The 12,970-nt window shown below is 65.9% G+C and carries 9 protein-coding genes; 3 read left to right on the forward strand and 6 right to left on the reverse strand.

Translation table 11 applies throughout. The annotated features are described in order from the left end of the window. Positions 1-9: 9 nt before the first annotated feature. The 3 genes from AACL56_RS18475 to AACL56_RS18485 all read right to left on the reverse strand — a co-directional run bounded on the left by AACL56_RS18475 (position 10) and on the right by AACL56_RS18485 (position 5,722). On the reverse strand, positions 10-2,886 hold the full coding sequence (locus tag AACL56_RS18475) for a 2-oxoglutarate dehydrogenase E1 component (RefSeq protein WP_339091269.1): 2,877 nt from the start codon (positions 2,884-2,886) through the stop codon (positions 10-12). Between the two features lie 180 nt (positions 2,887-3,066). After that, positions 3,067-5,040 carry a propionate--CoA ligase gene (locus AACL56_RS18480; protein ID WP_339091270.1) on the reverse strand — a complete coding sequence of 658 codons (1,974 nt, stop codon included), beginning with the start codon at positions 5,038-5,040 and terminating at the stop codon, positions 3,067-3,069. Positions 5,041-5,116: 76 nt separating this feature from the next. After that, on the reverse strand, positions 5,117-5,722 hold the full coding sequence (locus AACL56_RS18485) for an isochorismatase family protein (protein WP_339091271.1): 606 nt from the start codon (positions 5,720-5,722) through the stop codon (positions 5,117-5,119). Positions 5,723-5,844: 122 nt separating this feature from the next. Between AACL56_RS18485 and AACL56_RS18490 the strand changes: the two genes are divergently transcribed. Together AACL56_RS18490 and AACL56_RS18495 are read left to right on the forward strand one after the other, a co-directional pair. Beyond that, positions 5,845-7,476, forward strand: coding sequence for a 4-hydroxyphenylacetate 3-hydroxylase family protein (locus tag AACL56_RS18490; protein WP_339091272.1), 1,632 nt, complete (start codon positions 5,845-5,847; stop codon positions 7,474-7,476). A gap of 189 nt (positions 7,477-7,665) precedes the next feature. Further along, on the forward strand, positions 7,666-8,466 hold the full coding sequence (locus AACL56_RS18495) for an alpha/beta hydrolase (protein WP_339091273.1): 801 nt from the start codon (positions 7,666-7,668) through the stop codon (positions 8,464-8,466). Between the two features lie 4 nt (positions 8,467-8,470). On the opposite strand, the gene AACL56_RS18500 is transcribed toward AACL56_RS18495, so the two are convergent. Next, a complete protein-coding gene (locus AACL56_RS18500; RefSeq protein WP_339092895.1) occupies positions 8,471-9,562 on the reverse strand; it encodes a PQQ-dependent sugar dehydrogenase in 1,092 nt (363 codons plus the stop codon). Between the two features lie 277 nt (positions 9,563-9,839). Here AACL56_RS18500 and AACL56_RS18505 point away from each other — a divergent pair, with 277 nt between their 5' ends. Then, positions 9,840-10,424, forward strand: coding sequence for a C40 family peptidase (locus AACL56_RS18505; RefSeq protein WP_339091274.1), 585 nt, complete (start codon positions 9,840-9,842; stop codon positions 10,422-10,424). 88 nt (positions 10,425-10,512) lie between these two features. On the opposite strand, the gene lpdA is transcribed toward AACL56_RS18505, so the two are convergent. Together lpdA and AACL56_RS18515 are read right to left on the reverse strand one after the other, a co-directional pair. Further along, complete coding sequence (gene lpdA / locus AACL56_RS18510) at positions 10,513-12,348, reverse strand: dihydrolipoyl dehydrogenase (RefSeq protein WP_339091275.1); 1,836 nt, start codon at positions 12,346-12,348, stop codon at positions 10,513-10,515. Further along, entirely contained in the window at positions 12,345-12,938 is a 594-nt protein-coding gene (locus AACL56_RS18515) for an MFS transporter (RefSeq protein ID WP_339091276.1), read from the reverse strand. Before AACL56_RS18515 ends, lpdA begins: the two co-directional genes overlap by 4 nt. Positions 12,939-12,970: the final 32 nt, after the last annotated feature.

The following is a 12,970-nucleotide window of genomic DNA, read 5'->3' on the forward strand; positions in this document are numbered from 1 at the left end:
GAACGGGTTTTACTTGGTCAGCACGAAGCCCTTGAGCTTGCCGAACGCGCCATCCACGAGCGCCTTCTGCTGTTCCTGGTGCAGGTGCGAGTAGCCCACTGCCGGCGATGCCGAGGCGGCACGGCCGGAATAGCCGAGCTTCTGGCCTTCCTGCATGTTTTCGTGGATGTAGTGCTGCACGAAGAACCAGGCGCCCTGGTTCTGCGGCTCGTCCTGGCACCACACCACGTCGACGAGGTTGGGGTACTTCTTGATCTCGGCGGCGAAGGCCTTGTGCGGGAACGGATACAGCTGCTCGACGCGGATGATCGCCACATCTTCGTCGCCGCGTTCCTCGCGCTTCTTGGCCAGGTCGTAGTAGACCTTGCCCGAGCAAGCGATCAGGCGCTTGACCTTCTCGGCCTTGAGGGCCTTGCTTTCCGGGATCACGGTCTGGAAGCTGCCCTTGGTGAACTCGGCCAGCGGCGACGTGGCGTCCTTGTTGCGCAGCAGCGACTTGGGCGTCAGGATGATCAGCGGCTTGCGCAGGTTGCGCACCATCTGGCGGCGCAGCACGTGGAAGATCTGGCTGGCCGTGGTCGGCTGGACCACCTGCATGTTGGTGTCGGCGCTCAGCTGCATGAAGCGTTCCAGGCGTGCCGAGCTGTGCTCGGGGCCCTGGCCTTCGTAGCCGTGCGGCAGCATCATGGTCAGGCCGTTGACCCGGCCCCACTTCACTTCGCCCGAGGCGATGAACTGGTCGATCACCACCTGTGCGCCGTTCACGAAGTCGCCGAACTGGGCTTCCCAGATCACGAGCGTGTTCGGGTCGTTCGAGGCGTAGCCGTATTCGAACGCGAGCACGGCTTCTTCGGACAGGATCGAGTCGATCACGACGAACGGCGCCTGGTTGTCGGCCACGTTCTGCAGCGGCGTATAGGTGCCGGTGTCGAACTTCTCGCGGTTCTGGTCGTGCAGCACGGCGTGGCGGTGCGTGAACGTGCCGCGACCCGAGTCTTCGCCCGACAGGCGGACCGGATAGCCGCTGGCCACCAGCGACGCGAATGCCATGTGCTCGCCCATGCCCCAGTCGATGTTGACGTCGCCACGGCCCATGGCCGCGCGGTCGTCCAGCACCTTCTTCACGAGCGGGTGCACCGTGAAGCCTTCGGGCACGGTGGTGATCTTCTCGGCCAGGCGCTTCCACTCGGTGGACGGGATGGCGGTGTCGCCCGCGTCGGTCCACTTCTTGTTGAGGTACGGGCTCCAGTCGACGGCGTACTTGCTCTTGAAATTCGTGAGGACCGGGTCGACCGTGTTCTTGCCTTCGTCGAAGGCGGCGCGCTGCGCCTTGACCATGTCGTCGCCGAGCGTCTCGCCCAGGCCTTGGGCGGCCAGCTTGTCGGCGTACAGCTTGCGCGTGCCGGGGTGGGCCGCGATCTTCTTGTACATCAGGGGCTGGGTCAGCGAGGGGGTGTCCTGCTCGTTGTGGCCCAGCTTGCGGAAGCAGATGATGTCCACGACCACGTCCTTCTGGAATTCCATGCGGAACTCGAGCGCGATCTGGGTGGCCAGCACCACGGCTTCGGGATCGTCGCCGTTGACGTGCAGCACCGGCGCTTCGATCATCTTGACGATGTCCGAGCAGTACAGCGTCGAGCGGCTGTCGCGCGGGTCGCTGGTGGTGAAGCCGATCTGGTTGTTGATGACGATGTGCACCGTGCCGCCGGTGGAGTAGCCACGGGTCTCGGCCAGCGCCAGCGTTTCCATCACGACGCCCTGGCCTGCGAAGGCGGCGTCGCCGTGCACGATCACGGGCAGCACCTGCTTGCCCAGCGGATCGCCGCGGCGGTCCATGCGCGCACGCACCGAGCCCTCGACCACGGGGTTGACGATCTCGAGGTGCGAAGGGTTGAACGCGAGACTCAGGTGAACCGGGCCGCCGGGGGTGGTCACGTCCGAGCTGAAGCCCTGGTGGTACTTCACGTCGCCGCTGGGGAGGTCTTCGGGGGCGGTGTGGTCGAACTCGGCGAACAGGTCGGCCGGCATCTTGCCCAGCGAGTTCACGAGCACATTCAGGCGGCCGCGGTGGGCCATGCCGATCACGATTTCCTGCACGCCCTTGGCGCCGGCCTGGTTGATCAGCTCGTCCATCGAGACGATGAAGCTCTCGCCGCCTTCGAGCGAGAAGCGCTTCTGGCCGACGTACTTGGTGTGCAGGAAGCGCTCGAGACCTTCGGCGGCCGTCAGGCGGCTGAGCACGTGCTTCTTCTGCTCGGCGCTCAGCTTGGGGTTGGTGCGGGCGCTTTCGAGCCGCTGCTGCCACCAGCGCTTGTGGTTCTGGTCGGTGGTGTACATGTACTCGGCACCGATCGTGCCGCAGTACGTTTCGCGCAACGCGTTGAGCAGGTCGCGCAGGGACATCGTGTCCTTGCCGAAGAACGTGTTGCTGGTGTTGAACACCGTCTCGAGGTCGGCGTCGGAGAAGCCGTAGAACGAGGGTTCGAGCTCGGGAATGGCGGGACGCTCGGCGCGCTTGAGCGGGTCGAGGTCGGCCCAGCGGGCGCCGACGTTGCGGTACGCGGCAATCAGCTGCTGGACTGCCGTGCGCTTGCGGCCGAGTTCGGAGTCGGCGCCGCTGGCCACCACGACCTTGGTCGTGCCCTGCTTTGCGCGTTCGGCGAAAGCGTTGATGACGGGCTGGTGGGGAACGTCGCGGGTGCTGGAGCCGTCAGCGGCGGGGACATTCTGGAGCGCATCGAAATACGAGCGCCAGTTGTCGGGCACGCTGCCGGGGTTTGCGAGGTAGTTCTCGTACATCTCTTCGACATAGGGCGCGTTGCCGCCGAAGAGGTAGGTGTTGCCTTGATAGGCTGTATACGCCGTGGGCGTCGATGAATCGCTCATGATCCGCTGACCTTCGCTTCCCTTGAGGAAGCACTAGCTGGTTTAAGAAACCTTCCGCGACACGGCTGAACCGGTTGGCGGATGCGACTGTGGCTGGGGAAGGGCCTGAGTACCTTGGCATTGTGCCACGCCAACCATATGACGGGTCAGCAGGGACATGCAACCCCCATCGGGGAGATCTCACTGTCGACTTAGTAACTGTTTGATCTGCTGCAGCGTCGAGGGGTCGTCGATGGTGGTCAGGTCGCCCGGGTCGCGCTGTTCGCAAACGGCCTGGATGGCGCGGCGCAGCAATTTGCCGCTGCGGGTCTTGGGCAGGCCGTTCACGAAGCGCACGCGGGCCGGCCGGGCCAGCGCGCCAAGCTGGTCGGCCACCACTTTCATGATTTCGCCCTCCAGCTTGAGCGCCGCGTCGGCGTCGGCCGCGGCCTTGCCGTCCCTGGTCACCACGAAGGCCATGGCGACCTGGCCCTTGAGCGCATCGGCCACGCCAACCACCGCCACTTCGGCGACGTTGGCATGGCCGGAGATGCTTTCCTCGATCTCACGCGTGCCGAGCCGGTGGCCCGCCACGTTGATGACGTCGTCGGTGCGCCCGAGGATGTAGAAGTAGCCGTCCTCGTCCCGGATGCCCCAGTCGAAGGTGGAATAGACCATCTTGCCAGGCACGGTCTTCCAGTAGGTGTTGACGAACCGCGCATCGTCCTTCCACACGGTCTGCATGAAACCCGGCGGCGTCGGCCCCTCGACCACGACCACGCCCTTCTCGTTCGCGCCGGTCAGTTCCTCGCCGGTCGATTCGTGCAGGATCCTGATGCGGTAGCCGTACATCGGCACGCCCGGGCTGCCGAACTTGCTGGCCTTGGGCTCCACGCCGTTGGCGATCGTGATCATCGGCCAGCCCGATTCGGTCTGCCAGTAGTTGTCGATGACAGGCACGCCCAGCCCGTCGCTGATCCAGCGCGCCGTGGGCTCGTCGAGCGGCTCGCCGGCCAGGAACAGCGCGCGCAGGCTCGAGAGGTCGTACTTCTTCAGCAGCGCCGGGTCCTGCTTCTTGAGCACGCGCACCGCCGTGGGCGCGCTGAACATCACTGTCACTTTGTATTTCTCGACCAGCCGCCACCAGATGCCGCCGTCGGGCTGCCGGTCGATGCCCTGCGTGGGCAGCCCCTCGTACATGATGGTGGCCATGCCCGCGATGAGCGGCCCGTAGACGATGTAGCTGTGGCCCACCACCCAGCCGATGTCGCTGGTGGAGAAGTAGGTCTCGCCGGGCCGGCCGTCGAAGATGTGCTTCATGCTCGCGGCCAGTGCCACCGCGTAGCCGCCCACGTCGCGCTGCACGCCCTTGGGCTTGCCGGTGGTGCCGCTGGTGTAGATGGTGTAGCTGATGTCGGTGGACGCCAGCCAGGTGCATGGCACCTTGGCGTCCAGATGCTTCTGCCGCAGCTCGCTGGCCAGATGGTCGCGCCCCGCCACCAGTTCCATGGCAGCCAGGCCGCGGTCGCTCAGCAGGACCGCCGCCGGCTTGTGCGACGACAGGCGGATCGCCTCGTCGAGCAGCGGCTTGTACGCGAGCACCTTGCCGCCTCGCGCGCCGGCATCGGCACTCACGATCACCTTGGGTTCTGCGTCCTCGATGCGGGTGGCCAGCGAGCCGCTGGCAAAGCCGCCGAACACCACACAATGGATCGCGCCGATGCGCGCGCAGGCCAGCATGGCGAAGGCGGCCTCGGGAATCATCGGCATGTAGATGAGCACGCGGTCGCCCTTGCCCACGCCGAGCGCCATCAGGCTCGCCGCGGTGCGCTGCACCTCGGCGTGCAGTTCGGCAAAGCTGTAGCTCTGCTCGACGCCGGTCTCGGTGGAAACGAAGATCAGCGCCGGCTGGTCGCCCCGATCGGCCAGGTGCCGGTCGACGGCGTTGTGGCACAGGTTCGTCGTGCCGCCGACGAACCAGCGCGCAAACGGTGGATTGCTGTCGTCCAGGACCTGGGTGGCGGGGGGCTGCCAGTCGATCAGCCTGGCCTGCTCGGCCCAGAAGGCCTCGGGCGCGTCGACGGACCGGCGATAGAACTCTTCGTAACTGCTCATCTGGGCTTGTCTCCTGATGTCTGTATTCAGCTTCAGCTGCCTCGCTGAAACTGAATTCATAATTATGGAGACCGATCTTGCAGCAAGCTGACGCCAGGTACAACCCGGTTCAGTCCCTGCGCCCAGCGCCTTCGGTTCAGCGGATCAGTGCCTGCAGGTCGCGGAACGCCGGGTGCTCGGCGGTGCGCAGCCACTCGAAGCCGACCATCTCGGTGGTCACGAGCTCGGCGCCCGCCCCCGCCAGCCGGTCGAACGCAGCATCGCGATTGCGCTCGGTGCGCGAACTGCAGGCGTCGGTGACGACCCACACCTCGAACTCGTCTTCCAGCAGGTCGAGCGCAGTCTGCAACAGGCAGACATGGGCCTCGCAGCCGGCGATGACGATGGTGTTGCGCTCTTCTGCGGCGGCCTGCGGCTTCTGCAGGTGCTTGGGCAGGCTGCGGGCATTGCCTTGCGGTGCGGCCTTGGCCGGCGCGCGCAGCCATTCGCCGAGGCCTTCCTCGACGCCGCTGAAATGCATCTTCGCGAGCGTCTTGCGGCACAGCGCGCGGATGTCGGGCAGGTTCTCGCCGAGCTTCGACGGGTTCTGTTCGGTGCCCCAGACCGGCACGTCGACCATCGCCGCCATCTTGCCGAGGCGCACCGCGTTCGCTGCCACGGCCTCGTTCTCGAAGATGGCCGGCATCAGGCGGGCCTGGTAGTCGACCAGCACGAGTTGGGAACGCGAGGCGTCGAGGAGCATGGTTTTTTCTTTCTGAGGGGAGCCGGATTGACGGGTTAGACCGTACCACCGAACAAATCGATCGATGCTCCAATTATCGAACCGACGGTCGCCCACGGCCGCAGCCCCTGGAGACACTCACGATGAACGCCCCGCTTCCCTCCGCGTCGCTCATGTCCGGCGCCGACTACCGCGAATCCCTGCGCCGCTACCAGCCCACGGTGTTCGTGGACGGCCGCCGCGTCGAGAGCGTGGCCGACGAGCCCGCCTTCCAGCCCGGTATCAATGCCATCGCCCTCACCTACGACTACGCGCTCAAGCAGGCGCACGAGCCGCTCATGACCGCCGTGCAGCACACCAGCGGCAAGCGGGTGAACCGGCTGTCCCATCTCAATGCGAGCGCCGGCGACCTGCTCAACAAGCTCGAGGCCGTGCGGCTGGTGTGCCAGGAAACCGGCTGCGCCCAGCGCTACCTGACGCACGACGCGCTCAACGCCATCGCCCAGGTGTCGGCGCGCATCGACGACGCCCGCGGCAGCACCGAGCACACCGCCCGCTTTCACGAGTACCTGCACCGCGTGCAGGACCAGGACCTCACGCTCGGCGTGGCCATGACCGACGCCAAGGGCGACCGCAGCCGGCGTCCGCACGAGCAGGCCAACGTCGACAGCTACCTGCACGTGGTGGAGCGCAACACGCGCGGCATCGTCATCTCGGGCACAAAGGCCATCGTGACGGGTGCACCCTACGTGCACGAGCTGCTGGTCATGCCCTGCCGCAACATGGGCAAGGAGGATGCCGACTTCGCCGTCTGCTGCGCCGTGCCGCTGGACGCGCCGGGCCTCACCATCGTTGCGCGCCCGGCGGGCCGGCCCGGCGAGAAGCTCGAGCACGGCGACGCGCTGTTCAGCCGCAAGTACGGCCAGAGCACCGGCGTGTGCATGTTCGACAAGGTGTTCGTGCCGTGGGAGCGGGTGTTCTACGCGGGCGACAACGGGACCTGGGAGCACTCCGGCCACCTGACCTACAGCTACGCCACGCACCACCGCCACAGCTGCATCGGCGCGCGGGCGGGCTTCGGCGACCTGCTGATCGGCGCCGGCGCGCTGATGTGCGAGGCCAACGGCTTCGACCCGGGCAAGGAAAGCCACCTGCGCGAGCAGATGGTCGAACTCATCACCATCACCGAAAGCTTCTTCGCCTGCGGCGTGGCGGCCAGCGTTTACGGCAAGGCGGACGAGCACTGCGAGGTGTTCATGCCCGACCCGGTGTTCAGCAACATCGGCAAGCTGCTGCTGGCCACGAAGATCTACGACATGCACCGCATTGCGCACTATGTGAGCGGCGGGTTGATCGTCACCCTGCCCGGTCCCGACGAAGACCACAACCCCGAGACCGCCGCACGCCTGTCGGACGTGCTGCGCGCCAACCCGGCCATTCCCTACGAACAGCGCATCGAAACGGCGCGCTTCATCGAAGACCTCACGGCCGGCTACCAGGGCGGCTGGTACAGCGTTATCAGCCTGCATGGCGGCGGATCGCCGGCCGCCATGAAGCAGGAGATCTGGCGCAACTACCCGGTCGGCTCGAAGGTGGAACTGGTCGAGCGCATCCTGGAGCGCGGCATCGCCGCCGACGGCTCGCCGGCCGCCGCGCCGCACGACCCGGCCCGCGCCATCACCCGCAACCGCCAGCCCGGCAAGTGCTGCGACACCGGCTGTACGACAACGGGACGGCCGGTGATGGTCGACCTGCCAGCATCGAGGCACGCCTAGGAACTGTCGCGTCAACACCGAAGGCGGCCTGCTTGCGAGGCGATCCGGCGGGGCGGACCACAGCCGCCCGTCGGCGCCCTTCTGGTTCGCGAGCACGCACGACGCCGCGCGCTCCCTGAGCATTGATTCACGGGCCGCGCCGCACTTCGCACCCCTTGCACCGCGTGCACAGGCCCTAGACTGCGGCGGATGAAGCTCCTTTTGTCGAAACGGCTGCGCCTGGCGGCGCTGGGCGTGGCCGCCGCCGCGCTCCTTCTCACCGCATGCGGCGGCATGCGCAAGACCACGACACCGCTGGCGACCTCGCTCGAGAAAAGCGGATGCATGCGCAATGCCGACACGCTGCTGGTGATGCTGCCCGGTGCGTATTCGACACCCGAAGAATTCGAGCGCGAAGGGTTCGTGCGCGCCGTGCAGGACAACCGCGTCGCAGCCGACGTGATGCTGGTCGACGCTCACCTGGGCTACTACAACGACAGGACCATCCTCGAGCGCCTCGACGCCGACGTCGTAGCGCCAGCGCGCAGCCAGGGCTACCGTCGCATATGGCTTGTCGGGATCTCCGTCGGCGGCTTCGGCAGCCTGCTCTACGCGCAGACGCATCCCGGCGCGCTGGCCGGCGTGGTGACGATCGCGCCGTACCTCGGCGAACGGGTGCTGGGCAGCGACATCGCCAACGCCGGAGGCCTCGGGGCCTGGAAGGGGCCTTTGGGTGAGCCATCCGGTGGCAATCCACGCACGCCGAATGAGACCCAACTGTGGCAATGGCTGCGCGGCTACGTGGGCTTCACGCAGACGGCGGACGCGAGGCCCCCGCTCTATCTGGGCTACGCCACTGACGATCGCTTCGCCTTCAGCCACCGCCTCCTGGCGGCGGCCTTGCCGCCGGAACGCGTCTTTACGACCGAAGGCGGCCACGACTGGCCTGAGTGGACACGCCTGTGGCGGCGCATGCTGCCGACGCTGCCGCTGCCGGGCTGCCCCGGCTGAGGCTTCAGTTCGGCTTCAGGCGCAGCAGCTTGCCGTCGGCCTCGTCGGTGAGCACGTAGAGCAGCCCGTCGGGGCCCTGCTTCACGTCACGGATGCGCGCGCGGCCGTCGGCCAGCAGCTTGTGCTCCGCCACCACCTTGCCGCCCTTGAGCTCGATGCGGTCGAGATACCCGAACTTCAGCGAACCGATGAAAAGGTTGCCCTTCCAGGCCGCGCCGTACCTGTCGCTGGTCAGGAACGCCATGCCGGACGGCGCGATCGACGGCACCCAGTAATGCAGCGGCTGCTCCATCCCGTCCTTCGCGGTGATGCCGTCGCCGATCTTCCCGCCGCCGTAGTTCTCGCCGTAGGTGATCACCGGCCAGCCGTAGTTTCGGCCCGCCAGCGGAATGTTGATTTCGTCGCCGCCTTGCGGGCCGTGCTCGTTCATCCAGAAGCGGCCGTCGGGGCCGAGCGTAGCGCCCTGCCCGTTGCGGTGACCGTAGCTCCAGATCTCGGGCAGCGCACCGGCCTTTCCAACGAAGGGGTTGTCCGCGGGCACCGAGCCGTCCTTGGCGATGCGGATCACCTTGCCGAGATGGTTGTCGAGCTTCTGCGCGTCCTCCTTGCGGCTGAAGCGCTCGCCCAAGGTGAGAAACAGCGTGCCGTCGCGCGCCTCGACGATGCGGCAGCCGAAGTGGTTCCGGCTTGCGACCTTGGGTTTCTGGCTGAAGATGACCTTGAGCGCTTCGAGCTTCGTGCCGTCCGCAGAGAGGGTGGCGCGTGCGAGCGCAGTGCTGTTAGCGGAGCCGGCTGCGTCGGCCTCGGAAAAGCAGAAATACAGGGTTCGGTTCTTCTCGAAGGCAGAGTCGCCCAGAACGTCGAGCAGGCCGCCCTGCCCGCCCGCAGCGATGCTGGGCAAGCCCGCGATGGGCGCACCGACCGTGCCGTCGGCGGCGACCAGTCGCATGCGGCCGGGTCTCTCGGTGACGATGAAACGGCCACCCGGCACGAACGCAATGCCCCATGGGTTTTCGAGGCCGGTTGCGATGGTCTCCGGCGTGCCCTGGGCGCTCGCAATACTGAAGAAACCGGTTCCGGCAGCGCCCAGAAACATGCTCAAGGCGATAACAGGCCACTTGGCTCGATTCATGACTTTTCCGGTGGGTTAGAGCGAACTTGGCGAAAGATAGCAACCAGGCACAGATCGAGGGCCAATCCACCCACCGCAAAAAAACACTTCCGCAACCAACCGCTTATGGTCAATAAACGTCCACCGTTACATTTTTTCTCCGGCCCGATCAAAAATCTCAATGTGAATCAATGACTTACAGAGACTTTTGCTAATTCTTTTTAAATTGACATAACCGCGCGTCATCAATATCCTACGCGCCATGCGTTTTTTCGTCCTACCCGCGTCTCTCCTATTTGCCGTAGCTGTCCATGCAGCCCCTCAACAGGATAAAACCGATGACGAGTTGGCACGCCTGCTGGCCGACAAGGGCCTGATCGGGCAGCTCAAGCAGGTCCGCCAGACCGTCACCGAACGTACGTCGGATCTGGTAGTTACCGCAATCGGCTTCCTCGGCGTGCCGTACCGCCGCGGCGGCAACACCGCCGAATCGGGCTTCGACTGCAGCGGCTTCGTCCGCGCCATGTACAACCAGACGGTCGGCCACATGCTTCCGCGTCGCGCCGAAGAACAGGCAGCTGCCACCGAAAAGATCGACGCCAGCCAGCTCAAGCCCGGCGACCTCGTGTTCTTCAACACCATGCGCCGCGCTTTCAGCCACGTTGGCATCTATGTCGGCGAAGGCAAGTTCATCCACTCTCCCCGCACTGGCGCGCAGGTTCGCGTGGAAGACATGAACGGCAGCTACTGGCAACGCCGCTTCGACGGCGCCCGCCGCGTTCTCGGCGGCCCGACGGACGAAGTCAAGGCCGCAGCCGTCGCCAACCTGCCCAGCACAGGCAACTGACCGCTCCGCAGCGCAGTCTCCGGAACAAAAAAATCCCGCCAAGGCGGGATTTTTTTATGGGCGCTCGGCAAGCGCCCCCAGGGTTCGATCAGCTCTTCTTCGCAGGCGGCAGATCGGTACAGGTGCCGTGAGCCACTTCCGCCGCCATGCCGATGCTTTCGCCCAGCGTCGGGTGCGGGTGAATGGTCTTGCCGATGTCGATCTCGTCCGCACCCATCTCGATCGCCAGAGCGATCTCGCCGATCATGTCGCCGGCATGCGTACCGACGATGCCGCCGCCGAGGATGCGATGCGTCTCGGCGTCGAACAGCAGCTTGGTGAAGCCTTCGTCGCGGCCGTTGGCGATGGCGCGGCCCGACGCCGTCCAGGGGAAGTGCCCCTTCTTGACCTTGATGCCTTCTGCCTTCGCCTGGTCTTCCGTCAGGCCGACCCATGCCACCTCGGGGTCGGTGTAGGCCACGCTGGGGATCACGCGCGCGTTGAACGCCGCGCTCGACAGTTCCTTGTCGCCCTTCAGTTCGCCCGCAATCACCTCGGCCGCCACGTGCGCTTCATGCACCGCCTTGTGCGCGAGCATGGGCTGGCCCACGATGTCACCGATGGCGAAGATGTGCGGCACGTTGGTGCGCATCTGGATGTCGACATTGATGAAGCCGCGGTCGGTCACTGCCACGCCGGCCTTGTCGGCACCGATCTTCTTGCCGTTCGGGCTGCGGCCCACCGCCTGCAGCACCAGGTCGTACACCTGCGGTTCCTTGGGCGCGTTCTCGCCCTCGAAGGTGACCTTGATGCCTTCCTTCGTGGCCTCGGCGCCGACCGTCTTGGTCTTCAGCATGATGTTGTCGAAGCGCGGCGCGTTCATCTTCTGCCAGACCTTCACCAGGTCGCGGTCGGCGCCCTGCATCAGGCCGTCGAGCATCTCGACCACATCGAGGCGCGCGCCCAGCGTGGAATACACCGTGCCCATTTCCAGGCCGATGATGCCGCCGCCCAGGATCAGCATGCGCTTGGGGTCGGTGCCGAGTTCGAGCGCGCCTGTGGAATCGACCACACGCGGATCCTTGGGCATGAAAGGCAGGCTAACGGCCTGCGAGCCGGCCGCGATGATGGCGTTGCGGAACTTCACGGTCTGCTTGCTGCCCGTGGTGTCCCAGCCGGTGCCGGAGGTTTCTTCGACCTCGATGTGGTGCGGGTCGACGAAATTGCCCACGCCGCGCAGCACCGTCACCTTGCGCATCTTGGCCATGGCCGTGAGGCCGCCGGTGAGCTTGCCCACTACCTTGTTCTTGTGGCCGAGCAGCTTGGCGCGATCGACCGTCGGCGCGGCAAAGCTCACGCCCAGATCGGCGAAATGCTTCACCTCGTCCATGACCGACGCCACGTGCAGCAGCGCCTTCGACGGAATGCAGCCGACGTTCAGGCACACGCCGCCGAGGGTGGCGTAGCGCTCGATCAGCACCACCTTCAGGCCGAGATCGGCAGCACGGAAAGCCGCCGAATAACCGCCAGGGCCTGCGCCGAGCACGATCACGTCGCATTCGACGTCGACCTTGTCACCGTAGCTGGAGGCCACGGGCGCCGCAACGGGGGACGGCGCAGCCGCCTTGGGTGCGGGAGCCGCGGCTGCAGCAGCCGGCGCAGCAGTCGACGCAGGGGCCGCTGCAGCCGGCGCGGGCGCCGCCGCACCATCCGCCTCCAGCGTCAGCACCACCGAGCCCTGCTTGACCTTGTCGCCCACCTTCACGGCAATGGCCTTGACCACGCCGGCGGCCGAGGACGGGATCTCCATCGAGGCCTTGTCCGATTCGACCGTGATCAGCGACTGTTCGGCCTTGACCGTGTCTCCGACGTTGACCAGCACCTCGATGACTGCCACTTCGTCGAAGTCGCCGATGTCGGGCACCTTGATTTGTTGTTCGCTCATTTGGACACTTTCAGTTTGAGTGTGAGAACGTCGACCGGTGGGGCCGAATTGCGATCGAATTCGCAGGCGGCAGCAATGCCTGCCTCCGCCACGTCGCGCGCGCCGCGCGACTTGATGTCATAGGCCGCATGCATGGCGCCGAGTGCGAAGCTGCGTCCCGAGCCGATGGCCCAGAACTGCTTGAACTCGAACACCTCGCGGTAGCTGTAGATGCCGTAGATGCCGCTCTGGTTGGCCATCAGCATCGTGAACTGGCTCGACTCGTACGGCTCGTGGTCGTCTTCCTTGGTCTGCATGAAGAACGACTCCTTCAGCACCGGATGCAGCATCGTGAAGGTGCGGAAGATCTCGTGCTTGCTGCCGAACAGCAGCTGCTCGCGTGGCTGCGCGGCCAGTGCATGCTGCAGCACCAGGAAGTGCGCCGCGGCGCCGGCCATCGCAAACAGGCTCGTGCCCGCCGCGTCCTCGACGGTGAAGATCTTCTGGTTCGCTTCGGCGCGGTGCGAAAGCCGCGTGTCGCCGAAGGTCACCAGGGAATCGGCCGCCATCGTGACTTGGCCGCCCTTGCGGACGGCCACGACCGTGGTCATGACTGCTCCCGCCGGGCCGCCCCAAGGGAGCA

Source organism: Variovorax paradoxus (assembly GCF_902712855.1).
Lineage (GTDB): Bacteria > Pseudomonadota > Gammaproteobacteria > Burkholderiales > Burkholderiaceae_C > Variovorax > Variovorax paradoxus_Q.

What these genes read in the sequence shown, in the direction of transcription:
- AACL56_RS18480 (WP_339091270.1), bottom strand. Translation starts at nt 5,040, where the DNA reads ATGAATTCAGTTTCAGCGAGGCAGCTGAAGCTGAATACAGACATCAGG.
- AACL56_RS18495 (WP_339091273.1), top strand. Translation starts at nt 7,666, where the DNA reads ATGAAGCTCCTTTTGTCGAAACGGCTGCGCCTGGCGGCGCTGGGCGTG.
- AACL56_RS18485 (WP_339091271.1), bottom strand. Translation starts at nt 5,722, where the DNA reads ATGCTCCTCGACGCCTCGCGTTCCCAACTCGTGCTGGTCGACTACCAG.
- AACL56_RS18500 (WP_339092895.1), bottom strand. Translation starts at nt 9,562, where the DNA reads ATGTTTCTGGGCGCTGCCGGAACCGGTTTCTTCAGTATTGCGAGCGCC.
- lpdA (WP_339091275.1), bottom strand. Translation starts at nt 12,348, where the DNA reads ATGAGCGAACAACAAATCAAGGTGCCCGACATCGGCGACTTCGACGAA.
- AACL56_RS18475 (WP_339091269.1), bottom strand. Translation starts at nt 2,886, where the DNA reads ATGAGCGATTCATCGACGCCCACGGCGTATACAGCCTATCAAGGCAAC.
- AACL56_RS18515 (WP_339091276.1), bottom strand. Translation starts at nt 12,938, where the DNA reads ATGACCACGGTCGTGGCCGTCCGCAAGGGCGGCCAAGTCACGATGGCG.
- AACL56_RS18505 (WP_339091274.1), top strand. Translation starts at nt 9,840, where the DNA reads ATGCGTTTTTTCGTCCTACCCGCGTCTCTCCTATTTGCCGTAGCTGTC.
- AACL56_RS18490 (WP_339091272.1), top strand. Translation starts at nt 5,845, where the DNA reads ATGAACGCCCCGCTTCCCTCCGCGTCGCTCATGTCCGGCGCCGACTAC.